Genomic DNA, 22,710 nt, shown 5'->3' on the forward strand with positions numbered 1-22,710 from the left:
GCGGGAACGCTCGAAATGCGCACCCTCCATGGCTCTAGGGGGCAAGTGCCATGCCATGCGCCAGAACCCGTTGCAACCGCTCCAGCAGCCCATCGGCGCATGCCGGCGTGCGGGTTTTCCCGTTGAACTGCTACAGGGTTGAGCAATCGCGCGCAGCAGATCGTGACATCGCGTCACAGCGGCCGGAACCTGTTGCGCACGCCGTGGCGGGTGGAACAATCCGCGCATGTCCGATCCCGTCACCGCACCCTTCGGCACCTGGGCCTCGCCGATCACCGCCCGGCACGTGGCCTCGGCCCAGACCACGTTGGCCGACGTGTTTCTCGACCGCGGCGATGTCTGCTGGATCGAGGGCAGGCCCATGGAGGCAGGGCGCCAGGTGCTGGTCCGTCTGCGGCCGGACGGCAGCCGGGGCGACATCACGCCGCCCCCCTTCTCCGCGCGCACGCGGGTGCATGAATACGGCGGCGGCGCCGCGCTGGTGTCGCAGGGCACCGTGTACTTCTCGAACTTCGCCGACCAGCGTCTCTACCGCATGGACGGCGGTGTTCCGGTCGCGCTGACGCCGCCTTCCGAGGGCGCCGCGTTGCGCTATGCCGATGGCCTGATCGATGCCGGGCGCCGTCTCTGGATTGGCATCCGCGAGGACCATCGCGCGCCGGGCGGCGAGGTGATCAACGACATCGTCGCCCTGAGTCTGGACGGCGGCGATGCCGGCAGCGTGATCGTGCGGGGCAGCGACTTCCATGCATCGCCGCGCCTCGGCCCCGACGGGACGAAGCTCGCGTGGCTGTCGTGGAACCATCCGGACATGCCATGGACCGCGGCGGAACTCTGGCTCGGCGATTTCGACGGCACCGCGATCACCAACGCGACGCGCATCGCGGGAGGCAAGGATGAATCGGTGTTCCAGCCCGAATGGTCGCCCGACGGCCTGCTGCACTACGTGTCGGACCGGTCGGGCTGGTGGAACATCTACCGGCGCAATGCGGACGGGACCACGGCCAACCTGTGCCCGATGGCCGCGGAATTCGGCCGCGCGCAATGGGGCTTCGGCATGTCGACGTATGCCTTCGTGTCGGCGCACGAAATCGTATGCACGACCATCGAGAACGGCATCGGCAGGCTCGCGCTCCTCAACTCGCGCATCGGCACGCTCGCGCCGTTCGAGCTGCCCTACACGGATTTCTCGTACGTGCGCGCCAATGGGCGCAAGGTCGCGGTCAAGGCCGGCGGCCCGCATGTTGCAGCGGCCGTGCTCGTGATCGATGCGGCGACCGGCACGGCAAGCGTCGCCTGGAGCAGCGCCAACGCGGCGGACGACCCGGCGCTTCGCGACCACGTTTCGGTGCCCCGGCTCATCGAGTTCCCCACGCCACGCGGCAGCACCGCTTTTGCCCTGTTCTATCCGCCGAGCAACGCCGGCTTCCGCGGTCCGGCCGGCGAGCTGCCGCCGCTGGTGGTCAAGTGCCACGGCGGACCCACCTCTTCGGCATCGAGAAGTCTCGACCTGCGCACCCAGTTCTGGACCAGCCGCGGCATTGCCGTCGTCGACGTGGACTACGGCGGCAGCACCGGCTACGGCCGTGCCTACCGCGATCGCCTGCACGGGATGTGGGGCGTCGTCGATGCGGAAGACTGCGCGGCTGCCGCATCGCACCTCGCCGCGACCGGACAGGTCGACGCGACACGCGTGGTGATCACCGGCGGCAGCGCCGGGGGATTCACAGCGCTGCGCTGCCTGACCCATGAAGACCCGGCGATCCGCAAGCGCTTCAGGGCCGGCGCGAGCCACTACGGCGTGAGCGACCTCGCCGCACTCGCGCGCGACACGCACAAGTTCGAATCGCGCTACCTGGACTGGCTGGTCGGTCCGCTCTCCGAACCCCAGCCCTACCTCGACCGCGCGCCGGTGCGCCATGCCGATCGGCTGGATGCACCCGTGGCCTTCTTCCAGGGCAAGGAAGACGAGATCGTGCCTCCCAGCCAGACCGAGGTGATGGTGGCGGCTTTGCGTTCGCGGGGCATCCCGACGCTCTACCTGCTCTTCGCCGGCGAGCAGCATGGCTTTCGGCAGGCCGCGAACATCGAGCGGGCGCTCGAAGCCGAGGCCGCGTTCTTCCAGGCGGAGGCCTTCGGCAAGAACGCCTGATGAGCAGACGCTTCGACGTTCAGGCGGTCGACACCTTCCACTGATCGAGCGCGAAATCCTGGCTCACCAGCTTTTCGCCCAGCAGGAACTTCTTGACCTCCTCGAGCAAGGCGAGCCCCTGGGCCGGAAAGGCCTCGCGCGGAAACTGGCCGAGGGGATGCGAGGCCTTCACCGCGGCGAGCGGGAATCCGCTGACCTCCGAATGGAAGGCGTAATAGCGCTCGCTGTCCTGGTGGATCTCGCGCAGCGCCGCCTCGCGCGCGCGGGTCCATGCAGCGGGCAGCGCCGGTGCGGCCGCCAGGATCTTCTTCGAGGCCACGATCACCGAGGTGCCCAGCAGCGTCGGGTGCGCACTGGCTTCGTCGATCACCGGATAGCCGCGCGAGGCGAGCAGCGGACCGACGTCGATCTGCGCCGCGAAAGCCGCGATCGAGCCCTGGTCGAGCGCCGCCTCGCCGTCGCGCGGGAACATGTGGATGACCTTGACGGAGCGCTGCAGTCCGTTCTCTTTCAGCAGCCCGAGCACGTAGCGGTGCATGTAGGAGCCGCGCGCGACGCCGATCGCCTGGCCTTCGAGTTCCTTCACGCTGCGCACGCCGCCGCGCGGTGTCAGAAGCCACACGTTCATGCCCACGGCGTCGAAGCCGATCAGCTGGCTGTCGAGGCCCTTCGAGCGTGCGACCACCGCCGGCGTGTCGCCGTAGATGCCGACGTCGAGTGCGCCCGCGACGAAGGCTTCGTTGAGGTCCGGGCCGTTGGGAAAGTTGCGGGTCGCGATCTCGCGAAAGCCGAGCGCAGCGAGCTCTCGCTGCAGTTGTCCCTGCTGCAGGGCCCAGCCGGTCGCGGCCGCGGGCTTCTTGCCGGGCCCGATGAATCCGAGCCGCAGGACCTTGTCGGTGCCCTGCGCACGCGCCAGCGGCGCGCCGATGAAGGCGGAGGCGAGCGCGCCTTGCAGGAGGCGGCGTCGGGCGGGGGAATGGCGATGTTCGGCGGTAGGCATGGAATGAAAGCGATGTCGATGGAGGGTGTCGGTGTCCGCGTCGATCAGTGCGCGCGCACCAGCAGCTCGAAGCTCGCGTCGAGCGATGCGGTCGACTGGCGGCCGCGGCCCCAGCCGATCGCGCTTCGGTAGCTGCCCATCAAGGCGGCCGCGGCTGCCTCGCGCTCGGCGGGACTGGCGGTGCGGTCCGCGATCGGGGCCACGTAGAGCGCGTCTTCCGGGCAGTACAGCTCGCACATGAAGCAGGTCTGGCAGTCGTGCTGGCGCGCGATGCGCGGGGGACCGCCCGGCGTGGCCTCGAAGACATTGGTCGGGCACGCGCTCACGCAGATGTTGCAGTCGGTGCAGCGTGCGGCATCGATGATCTCGATCATGCGGTGACCTCCGAGGCCACTGCATGGCGGCTCACCCAGACTTCGTCGAGCCCGCCGCTCAGCAGCCGATGGCGCTGTGCCGGGTCGACCGCCGCATGCTCGCGGCGCCGATGCATGCCGCGCGTCTCGGTGCGCTGCAGCGCGCTGCGGTACATCCAGCGCGAGGTCGCCAGCATGGCGGCGGCTTCGCGCGCGCGCACCGCTTCGATCGCGTTCGCCGCGGGCGCACTGGCGCGCAGGCGCTCCCAGAGCGCATCGAGCCGGCCCAGCGAGTCGTGCAGCATGCCGCCTTCGCGGAACCAGTTGCGCTCGAACGGGAAGACCTCGTCCTGCACAGCGCGCACCAGCGCCTGGCTGTCGCTCGTCGCGGTGCCGCGCCCGACAAGCGCCGCAGCGCCCGCGCGCAACGCGACGCGCGGCGTGCCCGATCGCACGGCCCGAGCAAAGTCCGCCGCACCGGCGCCGGCCCAGAAGCCCGAGGACAGCGCCCAGGCCGCGTTGTGGCTTCCACCGCCGGTGAAGCCGCCGCAGATCAGCTCGCGCGTGGCAGCGTCACCGGCCGCGTACAGGCCCGCGACCGTGGTCCGGCAGTCGTGATCGACGAGGTGCAGCCCGCCAGTGCCGCGCACCGTTCCCTCCAGGCGCAGCGTGACCGGGAAGTGCTGGGTGAACGGGTCGATCCCCTGCCGGTCGAAGGAGACGAAGAAGTTCGGCTGCGCGACCCGCATCCAGGCCTGGATCTGCGCGTCCGCGCGGTCGATGCAGGCGTACACCGGCTGGGTCTGCAGGGTCTGTGCGATCACGCCCCGGCCTTTCGACGAGCCCGCGCCTTCGATCGGCGTGCCGTCGGCCGTGTAGAACGTGGCCCAGTTGTAGAAGAGCGACTTGGTCACCGACGAAAAGGCCGGACCGAGACCGTAGGCATTGGAGAACTCCATGCCCGAGAGCGCCGCGCCCGCTTCGGCGGCCATCAGCAGGCCGTCGCCGGTGAGCACGTTGCAGCCGAGCGCCTTGCTCAGGAAGGCGCAGCCGCCGGTGGCGATCACCACCGCGCCCGCGCGCACGACCCAGGTCTCGCCAGTCTGCCGGTTGACGCCGGTCGCGCCGCACACCGTGCCCTGCTCGTCCACGAGCAGCTCCAGCGCCGGGCTGTGGTCGAGGATGCGCGCACCCGCCGACTTGGCCTGCTTGCGCATCAGCCGCATGTATTCGGGCCCCTGCAGCGAGGTGCAGCGCAACTGGCCTTCGTCGTCGACAGGGAACGGATAGCCCCATTCCTTCAGGCGCTCGACGTTGTCCCAGGTCTGCGCGAGCACGCGGTCCATCCAGGCGTGCTCGGCGAGTTCGCCGCCCATCGCATAGCGGCTCGCCTTGGCCGACTCGCGCGCCGCACCGTCGGGCGACACATGCCACAGGCCCGTGCCGGACGGCGCCGTCGCGCCGGAGGTGCCGCAGAAGCCCTTGTCGGCGAGCACGACCCGTGCCCCTTGCGCGGCCGCCGACACCGCGGCCCAGGTCCCCGCCGGGCCACCGCCGATCACCAGCACATCCGCTTCGTGCCGGACCGAGCCCGCGGTCCCCGAAAGCTGCTCACGGTCGAACTCTCTGATGCCCACGATCGCTGTCCTTCTCTTGCGTCAAAGACGCGACCTTAGTCAGCGCCGTGCGCAGCGACAACGACGGAATGCGCGTATCGATATGCGCGGTGCGTGCGCATATTCATGCTCGCAATTCTTCGTTTGGGCGCTGCGGAGTCGTTCCTACGATCCGCGACTTTCACCACCTGCTGGCGCGTCAAACGGGCGCGCTCCTTCGCCATGACTTCAACCGCGACCTCTCCCACGCCGCGCCGCCGGGCGCTCAAGTCCCTCGCCGTGCTCGGACTCGCCGGCAGCGCCGGCGGCCTCCTCGCCCTCGCCGGCTGCTCGCGGGGCGACAGGCCGGCAGCGACGGCGAGCGCTCCCGCAGTGGTGGGCAGCGCGGGCGAGAAGGTCGCCTTCAAATACCCCGACAACCCGTCCTTCGATCTCATCTACCTCGCCGATCAGCTCGGCTACTTCGAGGGCACGAACACACGCCCGCAGTACGTGGGCAAGATCGCCGCGCCGCAGATCATTCCGCTCGTGGGCACCGGCGAGATCGATTTCGGCGCGCGCATGGTGCCGCTCGTGATCTCGGCCATCGCCTCGGGTGCGGACCTCAAGGTGGTCGCGGCCGGCGGCAAGACGCTGCAGGAAGCGCCGCACATGAAGTACTTCGTCCGCAAGGACTCGGGCATCCGAACGCCCAAGGACCTCGAAGGCAAGACGGTGGGCTTCAACAGCTTCGGCGCCTGCGCCGAGTTCGTCACCAAGAAGTTCCTGCGCGAGAAGGGCGTCGACGTGACGAAGATCAACTTCCTGGTCGTGCCCGACGACCAGGCCGAGCAGACGCTGGTCACCGGCAACACCGACCTGGCGATCATCCACGCCCCGTTCTCCGGCCGCGCCGACAACGCGCAGCAGCTCGTGCGCCTGTGGAGCGACTACGACCTCGACGGCGGGCTCGGCGGCATGGCGCCCTACAGCGCGCACGGGCGCTTCATCCGCGAGCATCCCGAGGCCACGCGCGACGTGGTGACCGCGCTGGCCAAGGCCGCGAACTGGGTCAACGCCAACCCCGAGGAGGCACGCCAGCTCACGGCCAAGCGCATCAACATGGCGCTGGAGAACGTCGACCGCTTCGCCTACGTCGACGACCTGGTCGTGACCGAGCCGCCGATCCAGTACTACATCGACATCCTGCAGTCCGAGGGCAAGCTCGCGCCCGGCAAGGTCGGCGTGAAGCAGGTCTACACCAACGAGTTCAACCCCTACGCATGACGATCAAGATCTCCGCGCGCGGCCTGCGCATGGACTACGCGGCGCGCGCCAACGGCGGGCGCATCCGCGTGCTCGACCATTTCGACCTCGACGTGCGCGAGGGCGAGTTCCTCTCGGTGCTCGGGCCTTCGGGCTGCGGCAAGTCGACCTTCCTCGGCATCCTGGCGGGCCTCACGCCGCACACCGGCGGCGGGATCACCGTCGATGGGCGGCCGCTCGCGGGCATCAACCGCCAGCAGGGCGTGGTGTTCCAGGGCTATGCGCTGTTTCCGTGGCGCACGGTGCTCGACAACATCGCGGTCGGCCTCGAGATCCGCGGTGTCGGCAAGACGGAGCGCCGCCGCGTCGCGAACGAGTACCTCGAGCTCGTGGGCCTGCACGGCTTCGGCGAACGCTATCCGCACGAGCTCTCGGGCGGCATGAAGCAGCGCGTGGCGCTCGCGCGGTCGCTCGCCTACCGGCCCGACGTGCTGCTGATGGACGAGCCCTTCGCGGCGCTCGACGCGCAGACGCGCGAGATCCTGCAGAGCGAGCTGCTGCGGCTCTGGGAGCACGACCGCAAGACCATCGTCTTCATCACGCACAGCCTCGACGAAGCCATCTACCTGTCGGACCGCGTCGCGGTCATGACGCAGCGGCCGGGCCGCATCAAGCAGATCATCGACATCCCGCTCGCCCGGCCGCGCTCGGCCGAGCTGCGCAACACGCCCGAGTTCGCACAGCTGCGCCAGCGCGCGTGGGAGGTGCTCAGGGACGAGGTGCAGTTCGGCGTGCCGCCGCTCGGCGCCACCGCGAATCCCGCCGAGCGCAAGGAACTGCCCGCCGCACCCGCGCTTCAGGAGGCCGCCCGATGAGTGCCAACCTGCAAGACCCCAGCCACCCGATCGAGGCCACGCTGCGCGAACGCACCGGGGCACGCGCATCGATCGCATGGCTGCAGCCGCTCACGAGGATCGGCGAACGCGGCCTCGGGCTGCTGCTCTTCATCGCGCTCTGGGAGTTTCTTCCGCGCAGCGGGATCGTGAGCGATGCCTACCTGAGCCCGCCCTCGGCGGTGCTCGCGAGCATCGTGCAGCTCGCCGGTCAGAATCTCTTGTGGAAGCACATCGCCGCCAGCCTGCAACGCTCACTGTGGGGCCTGCTGCTGGCGATCGGCGCGGGCGTTCTGCTGGGGCTCCTGATGGGCGCGGTGCGACGGCTCGAACGCCTGCTCGATCCGGTGCTTCAGCTGTTCCGGCAGACCTCGGCCTTCGCGCTGTTCCCGGTCTTCATCCTGTTCCTGGGCATCGGCGAGCTGTCGAAGGTGGCGATCATCTTCTGGGCTTCATTCTGGCCGGTGCTGCTGAGCACGATCAGCGGCGTGAAGCAGGTCGACCGCCTGCTGATCAATTCCGCCCTCTCGATGGGCGCGACGCGCCGCTTCATCTTCTTCAAGGTGGTGCTGCCCGCGGCCTCGCCCTCGATCTTCACCGGCGTGCGGCTCGCGGGTGCGTACTGCATCACGGCGCTCGTGGCGGCCGAGATGATCGGCGCGCATTCGGGCCTCGGCTTCCTCACGCTGAATTCGCAGGAGACCTTCCAGATCCCGACGATGTACGCCGGCATCCTGATGCTGGCGGTGCTCGGGCTGCTGCTGAACTACCTGCTGGCGCTGCTGGAACGGCGGCTTCTGCGCTGGCGCCAGGGATTGAGCCTCGATGACTAGCCTCGCGCCACGCTCTCGCCTCTGCATCGCGGCGATCGGCGCCGCGGCAGGGCTCTCCGTGCTTGCCGCCGCAGCAGTCGCAAGCCAGTCGGGCGCCTCCGGCTTCGCACGCTGGGTGCTGCGCGACCGCACGGCCGCCGAGTTGCCGCGCGGCCCGGTGCTCGAGCACGCCGCGCGGCGCGGCGTGCTGGTGGTGGGCGTGCGCAGCTATCCGCGCCCGGCCCCGCCCGGCGCGCCCACGCCCGCCGAACCCGACAGCTATGACCTCGCCCTCGCCGGGCATCTCGCGACGAAGCTCGGGCTTCGCCTCGAAGCGGTCGGCCTCGCGCCCGGCGAGCAGGAGACCGCGCTGCGCGCGCAGCGCGTCGATCTCGTCGTCGCCGGCACGCCGGACGGTCCGCCGGGCCATGACATCGTCGACACCGACGGCAGCTACGACACGTCCCCGGGCACGCTGGTCGCGCTCCGGTCAGGCCGGCTGCGCGGTTCGGGGGACCTCGCCGGCGCGGCAGTCTGCGTGCCGCAGGGATCGGGCTACGCCGGCACGCTCGCCGGGCGCTACGGCGCGCAGCCACGGACCTACCCGTCGTCGGTGCATGCGGCGTCGGCCTTCATGGCGGGCGAATGCCAGGCGCTCGCGGACCACGGCGACGTGATCGAGCGCCTGCTGCGCAACGAGGAATGGCGCTTCTATCGCGCCATCGCCCGCGGCCTCGCGCCCGAAGCCGATTCGGTGATCCGCATCGCCTCGGGCGACAAAGCCTCGCGCGAATGGCTCAGCGCAGCGATGCGCGAATGGCGCATCGACGGCGAGCAGGACCGCGCGCGCAATGCGCGCGTCGGCAATGTTCAGTTCGAGGTCGGCTTGCTCAAGGACGGGCTGGTCTGCCACTCCTGATTCAAGCCTGCGCCGGCCAGAACACCAGCGCACGCAACTCGATGCTGCGCCGCGGCGCGGGCCCCCTGCGCCGCGAGCCGGTCGAGGCGCGGCGTCGCGAAGCCGGTTTGCCCGTAGACGCCGAGATCGGCCCAGCCGAGGTCGTCGGCGAGGATGAAGATGATGTTGGGTGCAGAGCTCGCGGTCATCTGCACCTCAGCGCCTGGCGACCAGGCCGGCGGCATTGGTCGGCGTCCAGAACGATTCGAGCCGAAGCTCCTTGAGCGCACGGTCCAGGAAGGTCGGATCGGCCCAGCCCCTGGCGTCGAAGGTCTGGCGGATGATGCCGATCTTCTTCGCACCGTCGATCACGTCGGTGTAGTGCGAGACGAAGCCGTCGTCGAGCAGCGGCGAGTAGCGCTCCTTGATCGACGTGCCTTCGAAGTCGCTGGTGAACAGGACCACCGGCAGCCCGCTGATGTCGTGGAAGCGGTTGAAGAGCGCATCGCGTTTCGAATCGTCCGAGGCCGCCTGCGCCTGCTTCACGATCACCTTGATGAGGCGCGTGAGCGCTTCCGGATGCTGCTTCGCGAAGTCATCGGTCGCGATCACGCCGGAGTTGATGCCGTAGATCGGCCCCTTGTTGCGCGTGCTCACCGGAATATCGGCCGTGCCTGCGAGCTTGAGCAGCTGCAGGTCGGAGCCACCGAAGGTGGCATCGATGTCCTTGCTCGCGACCGCCGCCTTGGAGGTCGGCCAGTCGAGGTTGGTGAAGCAGCACGTCCTTCTCGGTGAGCCCCACGTCTTCGAGCAGGCGGTTGAACGACAGCTGGTACGCGGTGCCGCGCAGCACCGCCACGCGTGCCCTTCAGGTCCTTGAAGCTCTGGATGTTCGCGCCCAGCGCCGTCGCCAGGTAGCTGTTGCTGCCGCGTCCGCCCGCGGCCACGAGCCGGGTCTTGAGACTGCTGGCCCGGCCGATCACGCCGGCGAGGTCGCCGAGGAACACCACGTCGAGCTGGCCCGTCGCGAGCGCCTCGTTGATCGCGGGCCCGGCGCCCTTGAAGAACTTCCATTCGATCTTCACGCCGTCCTTCTCGAACTCGGATTCCAGCGCCTTCTGCGCGTAGACCAGCGACACCGGCCCGGCGCCGGCGAAGGACTTGCCGGCGCTGCCCTGCTCGGGGGCGGCGAGGCGGATCACCTTCGGAAGATCGGCCGCCGGTGCACCACAGTGTCAAAAAATAGCTTAGAAATACAAAATGATGGATTGGGTCCCTATAGTCTTCGTTACGTTCAAGGTTCTCGTGTTCGGCACGGGCATGTTCTTCGCCATCAAGTGGCACTATGAGCGAGGGAAGAAGGGGAAGGAGAAGCAGAGCGCGGTGCCACGCGCGGGTGGCAAGATGGCCGCAGTCTTCGTGCTATCGCTCCTGGGTCTCTCGCTCCTCACCTTAGGCCTTAGCAGGATGCTCGGTTTGGACTTGACCTTCCCATGATGGGAAAGAATAGTCGGCCGATATCCGAATGCGGCCACGAACGGACATACGGCGCCGGCTCGTAGTTTTTCCCTTCGGTCGGAACGGTTGCGTCGCGCTTCATTGGGGGGAAGCGTCGGTTTCATCGGTCGGCGAAGAGCAGGCAAGCGCAGTTCGGCGGAGCATGGATTTACCCACTAAAATTGTATTTTGTTGGGTAACTTCCACGATGCCGGCCCCGACCCGTCTCTTTCGCCTGCAGGAACTGGCCTTTCGAACGCAGTACGCCGAGTTGAAGGAGCGCAGCTCGTCCGGCGCACCTCTGCTTCCCGGCACGCCCGGGACGCTCGTTAAGCGCAAGGGCACCGGCTACGCCTACTGGTACAGGGTCTACTACCCGGTGCCCGGGACGAAGGCGGAGCAGCTCATTGGCAAGGACGGAGACCAAGGCGCGCTCGCCGAAGCCGAGCAGCAGATTGAATTTGCGCAATGGGCTAGCGCACAAGTGCGCAACCTGCGGGCCCTGGGCTTTCAGGTGGCAGACAAGGGTGTCGCCGGCGTTCTGGTCGAGTTGCACAACCGACACATCCTTGAAGCGGGCCTCGTTCTGGTAGGGACGCTGGCCTACATGGCTTGGCTCAATGAGCTGGGCGCCAAGGCCGTTGGAGGTCGGACCCAGGTTGTGGACCTTGCCACACCCAAGCACCCTAAACTGGGTGCGTCGCAATCATTCCTCGACGCGATGGTGGCCACAAAGCTGGGCCTCTCTCCGGTGCCGCGCATGCCTAACCAGGGCCCATCGACCTCTTTGAAGTTGAAGGGGCGCGAAGGTCTACGCGTTGACCTCCTGGTCCACGGCAAGGAACTTGGTAAGCCCGTGCCGATTCCGCAGTTGATGTGGCACGCCGAGGCCGTGCCACATTTCGACTATCTGCTCGAGCAACCGCAGCCCGGCGCCGTCTTGGCGGGTGGCCACTGCATTCCCCTGATGCTGCCTCGGGCCGAGCGCTTCGTATGGCACAAGCTCTACTCGAGTGCCTCGCGCAAGGGCTTTCCCGAGAAGGCCGAAAAGGACCTGATTCAGGGCGCCACGCTCGCATCAGTTTTGGTCGAGCAGCAAGACGAGCCGATGGTCGACTCGTTCGGGGAGTTGCCATCCAGCATGCAGGCTGCCGTGAGGAAGCGGTTGCCCGCCCTGCGCCGAGCCCTGGCCGGTCATCCGCAGACACTTGAACAGTTCGAGATGGCGCTCGACTCGTGACGTTGAAGCAGGTCAACAGGCAGAAAGCGGCCAAGACCGAACCTTCCTCACTCCGGCGTTCCGCTTCACCTTCGAGAGCGATTGGTGCTCGGCGCCCATCCTTGTCGGACATGGCTGTAGCTGTGAATGCCCTCGTGCATGGCCTGCGCACAAGCGCGGTCGACAAGGCGACGCGGGTAGCGATCGGCCAGGCGCGCGATGCCCCACAGCTTGCGGCTGCCATGGATGCGCGAGGCGGCCCACCGGTTCTCCCAGTGTTCGAGGAAATCGTTCTGCTCGACCAGCGACTCGAAGCGCCGCCCCTTCAAGGCCGTGGCCTGCGTGTGACCGATCGCGCTCTCCACCGAACCCTTGCGGTTAGGATCCCGCACTCGGGCCGGATCGGCGATCACGCCGTAGTGGGCCAACGTGGCCGCGTACACGGCGTTCAACCGCGGCTCGTACAGGTCGGGCTTGACGACGCCTTCCTTGAGGTTGTCCAGCACGACATGGCGGCAACTCCCGCCGAAGTAGCCGCAGTTGCGCCTCGATGAAGTCGCGATGCGGCTCACACGCCGAGACCGTGGGAGTTTGCGTGTCGTTCGGGGGGCTAGCCAGGGATGAACATCGCCACGGCCGCCGCACCCATAATCGCCGTGGCAATCCAGCCAAGGACAATCAGTGGGCGACTCGCGGTGAAAGTACCCATTACTGATTTCTTCGAGACCAGGATGATGATGACAACCATCAGAGGTACGGCAACGACACCGTTGATAACGGCGCTCCAGAAGAGGGCCTTCATTGGACTGATCGGCGAATACTGGATGCCCAGTCCGGCGAGCATGCTCACCGCAATGATGCCGTAGAACCCTCGCGCATCGCGCACCCTGCGTTCGAGCCCCTCCTTCCAACCCATCACCTCGGAAAGGGCGTATGCCCCGGAGCCTGCTAGCACCGGCACGCCAATCAGGCCTACGCCGAGAATGCCAAGGGCAAAGAGCATGTACGCAAAGTCACCCGCAAGTGGCCGCAGCGCACTGGCCGCCTGAGCCGCCGTGTTGATTTCGGTGATCCCATCCACATGGAGCGTAACGGCAGTCGCAAGAATGATGAAGTACGCAGCGACGTTGGAGTAGAGCATGCCACTCCAGGTGTCCCACCGGATACGACGAAGCTCAGTGCCTGCGACACGTGGGTCGCGTATCAGCGGCGCACTGCCATGGTTCGCATGCAGATCCTCGACCTCTTCGGAGGCCTGCCAGAAAAACAGATATGGGCTAATGGTCGTGCCAAAGACCCCGACCACCATGGCGGCGGCGCTGGCATTGGGTGTGAAGCTTGGCCAGACCGTGCGAAGTGCGACCTGCCCCCACGGAACATGAACTGTAAATAGAACCGCCGCGTAAGCCAGCAGAGAGACGGTCAGCCACTTCAGGAAGAAGACATACCGATGGTAAGGAACGAAAATCTGCAGCAGAAGCGTACCGAATACGAAGAACGCCGTCATAAGGTGACGATTGACACCGGAGACCAGCTCCGCAACTTCGCCCATAGCTGCAACGTCGGCAGCAATGTTGAGCGTATTTGCAACGAGCAGTAGCAGCACTACGCTCATCAGAACGACTGGCGGGAATGCGGCTTTGATGTTGGCCGCGAGCCCTTTGCCCGTGACCCTGCCAAGGTTTGCGCACATCGACTGGACCGCTGCCATCAATGGGTATGCCAGCGGCATCGTCCAGAGCATGTTCAGCCCAAATTGGGCACCCGCCTGGGAATAGGTGGCGATCCCGCTGGGATCATCGTCAGCGACGCCGGTGATGAGCCCTGGCCCGACCCGCGACAGAGGGTGCTCCTTCAAACGCTCCCAGAGGCCTCGAAAAGCGCTCGTACCCGGCAATCCTTTGGCGTCCACTCAATCACCTCGCTAATGAGAGACCAGCATCGGTATCTTCGACGACAGGAGAATGGACTGAGTAAGGCCGCCGAAAACGAATTCCATCCACATGGGGTGAGAGTAGGCGCCCATCACCAACCAGTCGTATGGCGCTTTCTCAATGTGTTCACGTAATGAAGCGTGCTCTCTCGTGGACATGATCCGAAGTACGTTTGATCCGACAGCGACTGCGTGTCGGGTCAGGTGCTCCAGGAGGCTTTCCGCGTCATCCTCGGGGCTCTCCGCAGGCGGGGAAATGATCGTGATGATCTGGACCGACCTTGACAGCCGCAGTAGCGGCAAGGCGTCGTGAATTGCCCTCACCGACTCACGGCTACCGTCCCAGGCAACGGCGACGCTGTCCAGTGAGTTCGACTGTACGGCGGCAGGCACGACCAGGACCGGGCGACCGCATCGCACAGCGACCGGATGGGCGATCGGCAAGGGATGGGTTTCGGGCGAGCCTTGCCATTCGTCCTGCCCAATGACGACAAGGTCCGCGTAGCGGGCCCTATCGCTGACCCGGTTCGCTACGTCGCCCTTCGCCTCGAACCAGCATGCGTCAGTGAGGCGTGCCATCGCTTCTTCCCTGAAGGCAATCGTTGCAGCGTGAGCGTCCTGTTCCAACCTCGAGGACAGATGTGCAGCGACTTCCGCCACACGAGTCGGTTTGTACAGGGGCGGAACCTCCGCCGGGGGCGTCACATGTATTCCGCTCAGTCGCGCGCCTGCGCGTATTGCCAAGTCGACGGCGAATTGCACCCTGCGCCGCCCCGACTCGCTCCCGTCTACGTGCACCAGCAAATCGCGTAGCATGTCCAGTCTCCCGATTGCTTCCTGGCCAAAGCCGGGGCGCAGGCGCACCGCTGAACTGACGGACGTCAGGCTCAGCATGGCGAACGGCAACCCCGAAAACATCCGGTTCCACTTCGTACATTAAGCGTGGCGCCTTCCATGCATAGTTTGACTCAGATCAAGCTACGTCACGCATTGAGCCGGGCACAGCGGAACAGTTCGCGTTCTGACCTTTTTGGCCGGCACCTATCGGCGGAACGTGGAATTGCCCGGCCTGACCGTTGAGGTCTGGAAGGGCCCACCGCCGCAGGCCGGCGACAGCTAGATGATGGGGCGGCCGCTCTATTTCGCGTCGGAGCCCCGGGTGTTGCTCGAGAACCTGTCGCCCAGCCGCGGGGAGAGCCCCAAGAGCGTTGGCGTCGAGGCCGTGGAGAAGCGGTTGCTGGACATCTGCCAGTCGCGCGGCGAGAACTCCCTGAGTCAGTTGCGGGAGCGCGCGGGTGAGGTCGCGCTGGCTTGGCGCCGACAGATCGAAGCGCTACGCCAATCGCTTGCAGTGCGCCTCGAGGCACTCGCGGAATGCCGTCGCACCGGGTGAGAGCGAACGCGCCGCTCGGATGGCCAGCTCGATCTGCCGATGGACGACAGGCTTGTGCAGCACCCGAAAGCGCACTCGGCTCGATCGCATCAGCTGCCCCACGTAGGCGGGCACGACCGTGACGCCCAGGCCGGCTTCTGCAAGTCCCACGGCCGTTCCGATGTGGCCCACTTCAAACCGTGGGGTGAGAGCGACACCCGTTTCGTGGAGATAGGGATCGACGAGCGCGCGATAGCCGCTGTGATGCGTCATCGCGATCATCGGCAGCTGAACCAGATCGGCCCAGGTGACATCGCGGCGCCGGCGCGCCAGCGGCCAGGTGCTCGGCACCATGACACCCATGCGGTGCTTCAGCATCGGCACTCGCTGGAGGTCCGCATCCAGTTGCGGGAAGAGGCCGAGGCCGAAGTCCGCGTCGCCCGATTGCACCATCCGCAGGATCTGATCCGTGGGCAGATCGGCCAGATGCACGGTGATGCCGGGGTAGCTCTCCTGAAAGCTGGCGATCACGTGCGGCAGGTAGGTCGCCGACAAGAACGGCGTCGCCGCGATGGTGACCCGGCCGCGACGGCGCGACACCAGGTCCTGCGCATTGGCCACGACCTGCTCGACGTCGCCAAGGATGCGTTCCGCGCTGCGCAGGAGTTCGCTTCCGGCTTCGGTCACCGCGATCTGCCGCGTCGTGCGGTCCACGAGTTGCAGGCCGAGCTGCGCTTCGAGCTCGCGAATCAGCAGGCTCGTGGCGGACTGGGTCAGATGCAGCTTGTGGGACGCTGCCGTAAAGCCGCCCGAACGCACGACTTCGACGAATGCGCGTAGCTGCCGAAGCGTGATGTTCATGCTGCGGCGACGAGGCTGGTCAGGCTGGGGGTGCGCCGCCGGCGGGGAGTGGCCATTCGTGGAGCGATCGGAAGCCCCGGATCGGGGCCGCCGCAGTATAGGCCGCCAGCCCGCGAAGCGACGCGGTCAGAACGTGTGGCGAATGCCGAGGTCGTAGCCCGTCGAGTTGGCGTTCACCGTGCCCTGCACGGTGCTGGACACCGACAGTTTGGCGCCATTCTTGTTCTGGATGCGCGCCACGGTCGCGTAGAGCGCGGTGCGCTTCGACAGGTTGTGCACATAGCCCAGCGCCACATTGCTGGCCTCCGGCCGGCCGGGCCAGTCGACACGCACATTGGAATAAGCTGCCTTGATCTCGCCCACGCCGACCGGCACCGAGACGCCCAGTGTGTAGCCTTTGCTGGTGTTCTCGGTGGTCGCCGTGTCGTAGGTCTCGTGCGAGTACTCGCCCATGACCATCACGGGGCCGAAGTCGTAGGAGCCACCCATGTTGATGCTCTTGACGTCAGGCGCCGCGGCGGTCGGTGGATTGGCACCGTAGACCTTGCCTGCGGCCAGCGCGACGTTCACCGGCCCCTGGCGATAGCCGATGCGACCGCCGTAGTAGCGACCCTGGCGGTTTCCCGGGTCCGACTGTTCATCCAGGGCGTATTGCACTTGTCCGTAGATGCCGCCGAGATTCGGTGGAAGGAAATAGCCGACGCTGTTGTTCGTTCGGAAGTAGGTCGGATTGTTCGCGGCCTGGGTGGGGGTGAACGACATTCGGCCAGGGGACGTGCTGCTCATGCGCTGCAGCGACACCACGTGCGTGCCCACGCCGACGGCGCCGAAGGGGTCGAACCAGTCGTTGAAATAGGTGGGCGTGTAGTCCCGGCCAAGGCGAATCTCGCCCCAGCGATCTGCCAGGCTGACCGTCGAGCGCCGAGAGAACGAAAAGCCGCTGCTTCCGTTGCCGTCGTCGAGCGAAAGGGGTGCCTCGAGCCAGAAGGATGCGCTCATGCCGCCTCCGAGGTCTTCCGCACCGCGAAAGCCGAGGCGGCTGTTGCTGTTGCCGGAACTCGACAACGCGGTCTGGCTGCGGGGCCCGCTCGAATAGTGGCTCACGGCCACGTCGGCGACGCCGAAGATCGTCACGGAGGATTGCGCCGTTGCGGCACTTGCGGCCGCCGCGACAGCCAGGGCAATGGTCAGCTTTTTCATGGGTAGGTAGTTCCCTCGTCGTTGTTGATCGATTTCGTGAGCTGCAGCGCTCAGAGACTGAAGAAGTCCGTGGCGTTGGATTCGAGGATCTGCGTGCGGGCTTCGCCGTCGAGGAAGCCGCACGAGCGCACCAGGCTGCCGGGCTCCTGCTCCCCGAGCGGGAAAGGGGCGTCCGTGCCCAGCATCACGCGGTCATTGCCCATCACCTCGGTGAGTAGCTGCAACGCGCGTGCATCGAACACCGCGCTGTCGGTGTGCAGACGCCGCGCGTACGACGAGGGCAGCTCGGGGCAGTCCTGGCGAACGATGTCGCGGTGCTTCCACGCGTTGTCGACACGGCCCAGCGTGTACGCAAAGCTTCCTCCGCCATGGGCGAAGCAGATCTTCAGCGACTGCGGAATGCGCTCGAGCGCGCCGGAGAGGATCAGCGACAGCATGCCGAGCTGCGTCTCGGCGGGCATGGACACCAGCCACGGCAGCATCCATTTGCGCATGCGCCCCTCGCCGCCCATCATGTCCCACGGGTGCACGAAGACCGGCACACCGCGTTCGGCGCAGAAGCACAGGAAGTCCACCATGTCCGGGTGGTCGAGGTCCTTTTCGCCGATGTGATTGCCGATCTGCACGCCGATGCAACCGGCCTTCATCGCGCGCTCGGTCTCCGCACATGCGAGACGGATGTCCTGCATGGGCACCTGCGCCATGGCCCGCAGCCGCGTCGGATGCGCGGCGCAGAACTGCAGCGCCTTCTCGTTCATGCGCGACGACCAGTCGGCTGCGGCAGAAGCATTCCAGGCGTAGCCGAACATCACCGGCGTGGCGCAGATGATCTGCAGGTCGATGCCGGCGGCGTCCAGTTCGCGAACGCGTGCATCCGCATTCCAGAGTGCGTCGTGCACAGGCCGGAAGGGCCGGTCGCCCACCATGATCTGCCCCGACCGTCCATCGGCGCCCACCTGGAGCCACGGTGCGCGCTCAGGCTGCACCGCGCGCGCCTCGTCCCGACTGATCGTCGGGAAGAAGTGCGAGTGGATGTCGATCATGCGGCGCTCCTTGCTGCCTCGTAGCGCCGATGCCAGGCCTGGTAGTCGCGGCCGGGATGGATCTCGCCGCAATGGCTGCAGCGCCTTGCTTCGTCGCTGCTGGCGTAGAAGCGCTCGTAGAGCGGGGGCAGGTCGTCGACGATGCTCTCCAGGAGCACCTCATGGCGCTGGATCACATGGCCGCAGTTCGCGCAGCTCCACTGGAACGCATCGACTTCACCCTTCGGTCTCTTGCGCTCGATGACGAGGCAGAGGCTTCCGGCTTCCGGCCGTTGCGGCGAATGCAGCGTGTGCGGCGGCATCAGGAAGATGTCGCCCTCCTTGAGATCCACGCGTTCGTAGCGCCCGTCGATCCACATCAGGAGATAGGCGTTGCCCTTGAACTGGTAGAAGAATTCCTCCACCGGATCGTCATGGAAGTCGCTGCGGCCGTTCGGCCCGCCGACGACGGTGACCATGAAGTCGCCGTCCTGCCAGATCTGCTGGTTGCCGACGGGCGGCTTCAGTCGATGGGCGTTGTCGTCCAGCCAGCGCTGGAAGTTGAGCGGGTGTCCGTACTTGAACATGGTGTTTCCTCGTGGGGATGTCAGCTTTCCGAGTCCCGGGGCCGCCAGGCGACGGCCTTGATCTCGATCAGCAGGTGGGGGTGGGGGAGTTGGTGCACGGCCACGGTGGTGCGGGTCGGGCCGTCGTAGTCGAAGAACTCCGCCCACACTTCGTTGTAGCCACCGAAGTCGTTCATGTTGACCAGGAAGACCTGCGTCTCCACGAGGTCGGCAAGACTTGCACCGTCGCTGGCGAGGATGTCGCGGATGTTCTCAATGACCGCGCGCGTTTGGGCGCGGATGTCGAGGCGCGTGACGCCCATCTCGTCGACCTCCACGCCAACGAAGCTGTTGTCCGGCCGGCGCGAACTGGTGCCCGAGACGAACAGGAAGTCGCCCGCGCGCTTGAGGTGCGGAAACCGGCCGCGCGGCCTGGCCTTGCCGGCGACGACACTCGCTGCGGTCTTGTCTTGCGCCGTCATGCCGCCGCCCCGGAAGTGACGAAGGCCACGTTGCCGAGCGATGCGCTGCCGGTGCCGGTGCCGATGCGGCATTCGACATGGACGCCGGGACGGAGTGCCTCTGCCGCGGTCGCCGCGCCGGCCATGATGAGCGAGCCCGCGGGCAGGCTCATCTGCGCGCCATGCAGAAGGCGCGATGCCTGCACGACCGAGCGCATCGGCTGGCCGAGGATCGCGCGGGTCGACCCGACCTGCACGTCGCGGCCGTCGAACTGCATGCGCACGCCGGCATTGCCCAGTGCATCGAAGTTGCGCGACCAGCCGCCCACCACCAGGCCAGCGGAGGAGCAGTTGTCCGCCACCACGTCCTCGAGGCTGAACCTGAAGTTGCGATAGCGGGAATCGATGATCTCCATCGCAGGCGCGACGGCCTCGATGAAATCCGCCGCTTCGAGCGAGGTGAGCGGCCCGTCGATCGCCTTGCGCGTGAGAAAGCACACTTCCGGCTCGACGCGCGGATGGATGTAGCGACCGAGATCAACCACACCACCGTCCTCCTCGACCATGCCGTCGGTGAGCAGGCCCCAGATCAGGCTGTCGATGCCCATCTGGACCATCTTGGCGCGGCTCGTGAAGCCCAGCTTGATGCCCTTGAGAACCTCACCCCGCGAGAGGCGGTGCGCGATCGAGGCGCGCTGGATGTCGTAGGCCTGCGCCAGCGTGAAGTGGCCCGGGGGAAACTGCTCGATCGCCTCGCGGCCAAAGGCGGCGCTGTCGAGCAATGCGGCTGCGTCGTCGATCAGGCTCATACGGCCTCCCTGGCTGCATTCGCGAGGTCGAGCGCGACGTCGACGATCATGTCTTCCTGCCCGCCGACCATCCGGCGCCTGCCGAGTTCGACCAGGATGTCGAAGGCCGAGAGGCCATAGCGCTTGGCCGCGGCTTCGCTATGCAGAAGGAAGCTGGAGTACACGCCCGCGTAGCCGAGGGCCAGCGTCTCGCGGTCCACGCGCACCGGCCGAACCTGCAGCGGGCGCACGATGTCTTCGGCCGCATCGATCAGCTTGCGAACGTCGCAGCCGTGGTTGAGTCCCATGCGGACCACTGCCGCGATGAAGACTTCAAGCGGCGCATTGCCGGCCCCGGCGCCCATGCCGGTCAGGCTCGCATCGACGCGGTCGCAGCCATGCTCGAGCGCCACCATGCTGTTGGCTACGCCGAGGCTCAGGTTGTGATGTGCATGAATGCCTGTCTGCGTCTCGGACTTGAGCGTGTCCTTGAACGCCTTGAAGCGGTCGGCGATGTCGACCATGTTCATTGCGCCGCCCGAATCGACCACGTAGACGCACTGCGCGCCATAGCTCTCCATCAGCTTCGCCTGCTCGGCGAGGCCCTGCGGCGTGTTCATGTGGCTCATCATCAGGAAGCCCACCGTGTCCATGCCGAGCCCGCGTGCGTATTCGATGTGCTGGCGCGAGATGTCCGCCTCGGTGCAATGCGTGGCGACGCGCACCACGCGCGCGCCGGCGCCGTAGGCCGCGCGCAGATCGTGCACCGTGCCGATGCCCGGCAGCAGCAGCGTGGCGACGCGCGCATGTCGCACGACACCGGCCACGGCTTCGATCCACTCCAGGTCGCTGTGCGCGCCGAACCCATAGTTGAAGCTGGACCCGCTCAAGCCATCGCCATGCGCGACTTCGATGCTGTCGACGCCCGCTTCGTCCAGCGCCTTCGCGATGCGGGTCGCATCCTCGATCGAGTACTGATGGCGCACGGCGTGCATGCCGTCGCGCAGGGTCACGTCCGAGACGCAGATCTTCTTCGTGCGCGTCATGCGCCCCTCCTCTGCGCCAGCCTGCGCCGCGCCATGCGATCGCCTGTCGCCAGGGCCGCGCTGGTCATGATGTCGAGATTGCCCGCGTAGGCCGGCAGGTAGTGCGCGGCGCCCTCGACCTCGAGAAACACCGTCACCTTCAGGCCCTGGACTTTCCCGAGGCCTTGAACGCTGACAAAGCGGTCGCCGTCGATGCGCTCGAACTGCGTCCGTTGCTTGAGGCGGTACCCCGGCACGTAGGCCGAGACCTCCTCGACAATGCGCACGACCGAAGCCTCGATGGCCTCCTGGTCTGCGTGCAGGTCTGCGAGGCAGTACACCGTGTCGCGCATGATCAGCGGCGGCTCGGCGGGGTTCAGAACGATGATCGCCTTGCCCCGCGCGGCGCCGCCGACCTCGACGATCGCCTTCGAGGTCGTCTCGGTGAACTCGTCGATGTTGGCGCGCGTGCCGGGCCCTGCCGATTTGCTCGCGATGGACGCGACGATCTCCGCGTAGTGCACTGGGGCCACGCGGGAGACCGCGCGCACGACGGGAATCGTCGCCTGACCGCCGCAGGTCACCATGTTCACGTTGGGCGCATCGAGGTGGTCGTCGAGGTTCACCACCGGCACCACGTAGGGGCCGATGGCCGCTGGGGTGAGGTCGATCACCTGCTTGCCGTGTTGCTGCAGCAGCGCGTTGTGGTGCGCATGGGCGCCGGCGCTCGTGGCGTCGAAGACGAAGCCGATGTCCTCGAAGCAAGGCAGCTGGAGCAGCCCGTCGATGCCGTCCGACGTGACTGCGAGGCCAAGGCGTTGCGCGCGCGCAAGGCCGTCGGACTGCGGATCGATGCCCACCATCGCATCCACCGAGAGGTGGGACGCGTGGCGGAGCGCCTTGATCATGAGATCGGTGCCGATGTTGCCGGAGCCGATGATGGCGGCGGATATCTTTTGCGCGTCGCTCATTGGCCATCTCCCGCGTCGGCGCGCAGGCCGAACACCGCGCTGACCGAGCCCAGTCCCTCGATGTCGGCAGTGAACACGTCGTTGGGCTGCGCCACGACCATCGGCCCGAGCGCGCCGGTCATCAGCACGTCGCCGGCCTTGAGCGGCGTTCCGAGCCGCGCGAGCGTGTCGGCCAGCCAGACCGCCGCGTTCAGCGGATTGCCGAGGCAGGCAGCGCCCGCACCCACGGACACCTGGTCGCCGCGTCGCTCCATCGCCATGCCGCAGCCGGCCAGATCCAGGCGAGAAAGACATACCGGCCGGGTGCCAAGCACGAATAGGCCGGACGATGCGTTGTCCGCCACCGTGTCGGCCAGTCGGATGTCCCAGTTCGCGATGCGGCTGCCGACCACTTCGATGGCGGGCAACGCGTAGGCGGTCGCCGAGATCACGTCGGCGACAGTGTGCTTTTCGTGCGGGAGGTCGCGCTCCAGGACGAGGGCGATCTCGGCCTCCACCTTGGGCTGCATCAGCCGCGCCCACGCGATCTCTTCACCGTCACCGACCGCCATGTCGGCGAAGAGCGCCCCGAAGTCGGGCGAATCCACGCCGAGCTGGCGCTGCACGGCGATCGATGTCAGGCCGATCTTGCGGCCCACCAACCTGCCACCTTCCGCAATGCGCCGCTGCGTGTTGACCTGCTGCACCGCGTAGGCCGCTGACAGCAGGTCGTCGCTCTCTGCGAACTGCCCGATCCGCTCGCGCACCGGGGGAATGGGCCGGCCGGATCGTTCGGCCTCCCGGAGTTCGTCGGCAATCAATGCCAAGCGCAGGTTCATGTCGTTTC

The 22,710-nt window shown here is 66.9% G+C and carries 23 protein-coding genes and 2 pseudogenes; 7 read left to right on the top strand and 18 right to left on the bottom strand.

Features of this window, described 5'->3' with window-relative positions; all coding sequences use genetic code 11:
• Positions 1-226 precede the first annotated feature (226 nt).
• Positions 227-2,152, top strand: a complete 1,926-nt coding sequence (locus tag BLW05_RS29135) for a S9 family peptidase (protein ID WP_093167237.1) — start codon at positions 227-229, stop codon at positions 2,150-2,152.
• A 19-nt stretch (positions 2,153-2,171) separates the two neighbouring features.
• Here BLW05_RS29135 and BLW05_RS29140 read toward each other — a convergent pair whose 3' ends face one another.
• The 3 genes from BLW05_RS29140 to BLW05_RS29150 are packed head-to-tail and all read right to left on the bottom strand — an operon-like array spanning position 2,172 to position 5,142.
• The gene (locus tag BLW05_RS29140; RefSeq protein ID WP_093167239.1) at positions 2,172-3,152 is read right to left on the bottom strand and encodes an ABC transporter substrate-binding protein; all 981 of its coding nucleotides are present in this window, start codon (positions 3,150-3,152) and stop codon (positions 2,172-2,174) included.
• 44 nt (positions 3,153-3,196) lie between these two features.
• Entirely contained in the window at positions 3,197-3,526 is a 330-nt protein-coding gene (locus BLW05_RS29145; RefSeq protein ID WP_093167241.1) for a 4Fe-4S dicluster domain-containing protein, read from the bottom strand.
• A complete protein-coding gene (locus BLW05_RS29150; RefSeq protein ID WP_093167243.1) occupies positions 3,523-5,142 on the bottom strand; it encodes an FAD-dependent oxidoreductase in 1,620 nt (539 codons plus the stop codon). Before BLW05_RS29150 ends, BLW05_RS29145 begins: the two co-directional genes overlap by 4 nt.
• Positions 5,143-5,343: 201 nt before the next feature.
• Between BLW05_RS29150 and BLW05_RS29155 the strand changes: the two genes are divergently transcribed.
• The 4 genes from BLW05_RS29155 to BLW05_RS29170 are packed head-to-tail and all read left to right on the top strand — an operon-like array spanning position 5,344 to position 8,990.
• A complete protein-coding gene (locus tag BLW05_RS29155; RefSeq protein WP_093167246.1) occupies positions 5,344-6,387 on the top strand; it encodes an ABC transporter substrate-binding protein in 1,044 nt (347 codons plus the stop codon).
• Positions 6,384-7,241 carry an ABC transporter ATP-binding protein gene (locus tag BLW05_RS29160; RefSeq protein ID WP_093167248.1) on the top strand — a complete coding sequence of 286 codons (858 nt, stop codon included), beginning with the start codon at positions 6,384-6,386 and terminating at the stop codon, positions 7,239-7,241. Before BLW05_RS29155 ends, BLW05_RS29160 begins: the two co-directional genes overlap by 4 nt.
• Positions 7,238-8,092 carry an ABC transporter permease gene (locus BLW05_RS29165; protein WP_093167250.1) on the top strand — a complete coding sequence of 285 codons (855 nt, stop codon included), beginning with the start codon at positions 7,238-7,240 and terminating at the stop codon, positions 8,090-8,092. Before BLW05_RS29160 ends, BLW05_RS29165 begins: the two co-directional genes overlap by 4 nt.
• Entirely contained in the window at positions 8,085-8,990 is a 906-nt protein-coding gene (locus BLW05_RS29170) for a type 2 periplasmic-binding domain-containing protein (protein ID WP_093167252.1), read from the top strand. The genes BLW05_RS29165 and BLW05_RS29170 overlap by 8 nt, the downstream gene beginning before the upstream one ends.
• Positions 8,991-9,046: 56 nt before the next feature.
• Here BLW05_RS29170 and BLW05_RS29175 read toward each other — a convergent pair.
• The 3 genes and pseudogenes from BLW05_RS29175 to BLW05_RS29185 all read right to left on the bottom strand — a co-directional run.
• Positions 9,047-9,178, bottom strand: a pseudogene (locus BLW05_RS29175) (sulfatase-like hydrolase/transferase); the annotation flags it as partial.
• 7 nt (positions 9,179-9,185) lie between these two features.
• A complete protein-coding gene (locus BLW05_RS29180; protein WP_093167254.1) occupies positions 9,186-9,626 on the bottom strand; it encodes a type 2 periplasmic-binding domain-containing protein in 441 nt (146 codons plus the stop codon).
• Positions 9,623-10,171, bottom strand: coding sequence for a type 2 periplasmic-binding domain-containing protein (locus BLW05_RS29185; protein ID WP_093167256.1), 549 nt, complete (start codon positions 10,169-10,171; stop codon positions 9,623-9,625). The genes BLW05_RS29180 and BLW05_RS29185 overlap by 4 nt, the downstream gene beginning before the upstream one ends.
• A 58-nt stretch (positions 10,172-10,229) precedes the next feature.
• On the opposite strand from BLW05_RS29185, the gene BLW05_RS36605 reads away from it, so the two are divergent.
• Both BLW05_RS36605 and BLW05_RS29195 read left to right on the top strand, forming a co-directional pair.
• Positions 10,230-10,466 carry a hypothetical protein gene (locus tag BLW05_RS36605; RefSeq protein ID WP_093167258.1) on the top strand — a complete coding sequence of 79 codons (237 nt, stop codon included), beginning with the start codon at positions 10,230-10,232 and terminating at the stop codon, positions 10,464-10,466.
• 208 nt (positions 10,467-10,674) lie between these two features.
• Positions 10,675-11,706: a GSU2403 family nucleotidyltransferase fold protein gene (locus BLW05_RS29195; RefSeq protein WP_177142851.1), complete on the top strand. Its 1,032-nt coding sequence runs from the start codon at positions 10,675-10,677 to the stop codon at positions 11,704-11,706.
• Positions 11,707-11,915: 209 nt separating this feature from the next.
• Here the strand turns inward: BLW05_RS29195 and BLW05_RS29200 are convergent.
• The 12 genes and pseudogenes from BLW05_RS29200 to BLW05_RS29260 form a co-directional block, all read right to left on the bottom strand.
• A pseudogene (locus BLW05_RS29200) lies at positions 11,916-12,218 on the bottom strand (IS21 family transposase); the annotation flags it as partial.
• A gap of 77 nt (positions 12,219-12,295) precedes the next feature.
• Positions 12,296-13,597 (bottom strand): NRAMP family divalent metal transporter, encoded by a 1,302-nt coding sequence (locus BLW05_RS29205; RefSeq protein WP_093167262.1) that lies wholly within the window; start codon positions 13,595-13,597, stop codon positions 12,296-12,298.
• Positions 13,598-13,609: 12 nt separating this feature from the next.
• The gene (locus BLW05_RS29210; RefSeq protein WP_093167264.1) at positions 13,610-14,536 is read right to left on the bottom strand and encodes a universal stress protein; all 927 of its coding nucleotides are present in this window, start codon (positions 14,534-14,536) and stop codon (positions 13,610-13,612) included.
• Positions 14,537-14,951: 415 nt separating this feature from the next.
• Complete coding sequence (locus tag BLW05_RS29220; protein WP_093167268.1) at positions 14,952-15,851, bottom strand: LysR family transcriptional regulator; 900 nt, start codon at positions 15,849-15,851, stop codon at positions 14,952-14,954.
• 126 nt (positions 15,852-15,977) lie between these two features.
• On the bottom strand, positions 15,978-17,051 hold the full coding sequence (locus tag BLW05_RS29225) for a porin (protein WP_093167270.1): 1,074 nt from the start codon (positions 17,049-17,051) through the stop codon (positions 15,978-15,980).
• A 50-nt stretch (positions 17,052-17,101) separates the two neighbouring features.
• Positions 17,102-18,094 carry an amidohydrolase family protein gene (locus tag BLW05_RS29230; protein ID WP_093167272.1) on the bottom strand — a complete coding sequence of 331 codons (993 nt, stop codon included), beginning with the start codon at positions 18,092-18,094 and terminating at the stop codon, positions 17,102-17,104.
• The gene (locus BLW05_RS29235) at positions 18,091-18,660 is read right to left on the bottom strand and encodes a 3-hydroxyanthranilate 3,4-dioxygenase (protein ID WP_093167274.1); all 570 of its coding nucleotides are present in this window, start codon (positions 18,658-18,660) and stop codon (positions 18,091-18,093) included. Before BLW05_RS29235 ends, BLW05_RS29230 begins: the two co-directional genes overlap by 4 nt.
• Before the next feature lie 20 nt (positions 18,661-18,680).
• Positions 18,681-19,121 (bottom strand): RidA family protein, encoded by a 441-nt coding sequence (locus BLW05_RS29240; RefSeq protein ID WP_093167276.1) that lies wholly within the window; start codon positions 19,119-19,121, stop codon positions 18,681-18,683.
• Positions 19,118-19,909 (bottom strand): 2-keto-4-pentenoate hydratase, encoded by a 792-nt coding sequence (locus tag BLW05_RS29245; RefSeq protein ID WP_093167278.1) that lies wholly within the window; start codon positions 19,907-19,909, stop codon positions 19,118-19,120. Before BLW05_RS29245 ends, BLW05_RS29240 begins: the two co-directional genes overlap by 4 nt.
• Positions 19,906-20,934 carry a 4-hydroxy-2-oxovalerate aldolase gene (gene dmpG, locus BLW05_RS29250; protein WP_093167280.1) on the bottom strand — a complete coding sequence of 343 codons (1,029 nt, stop codon included), beginning with the start codon at positions 20,932-20,934 and terminating at the stop codon, positions 19,906-19,908. Before dmpG ends, BLW05_RS29245 begins: the two co-directional genes overlap by 4 nt.
• The gene (locus BLW05_RS29255; protein WP_093167282.1) at positions 20,931-21,884 is read right to left on the bottom strand and encodes an acetaldehyde dehydrogenase (acetylating); all 954 of its coding nucleotides are present in this window, start codon (positions 21,882-21,884) and stop codon (positions 20,931-20,933) included. The genes dmpG and BLW05_RS29255 overlap by 4 nt, the downstream gene beginning before the upstream one ends.
• Positions 21,881-22,702, bottom strand: a complete 822-nt coding sequence (locus BLW05_RS29260; protein WP_093167284.1) for a 2-keto-4-pentenoate hydratase — start codon at positions 22,700-22,702, stop codon at positions 21,881-21,883. The genes BLW05_RS29255 and BLW05_RS29260 overlap by 4 nt, the downstream gene beginning before the upstream one ends.
• Between the last annotated feature and the right edge of the window lie 8 nt (positions 22,703-22,710).

The organism is Variovorax sp. YR216, from assembly GCF_900107745.1.
Classification (GTDB): Bacteria; Pseudomonadota; Gammaproteobacteria; order Burkholderiales; family Burkholderiaceae_C; genus Variovorax.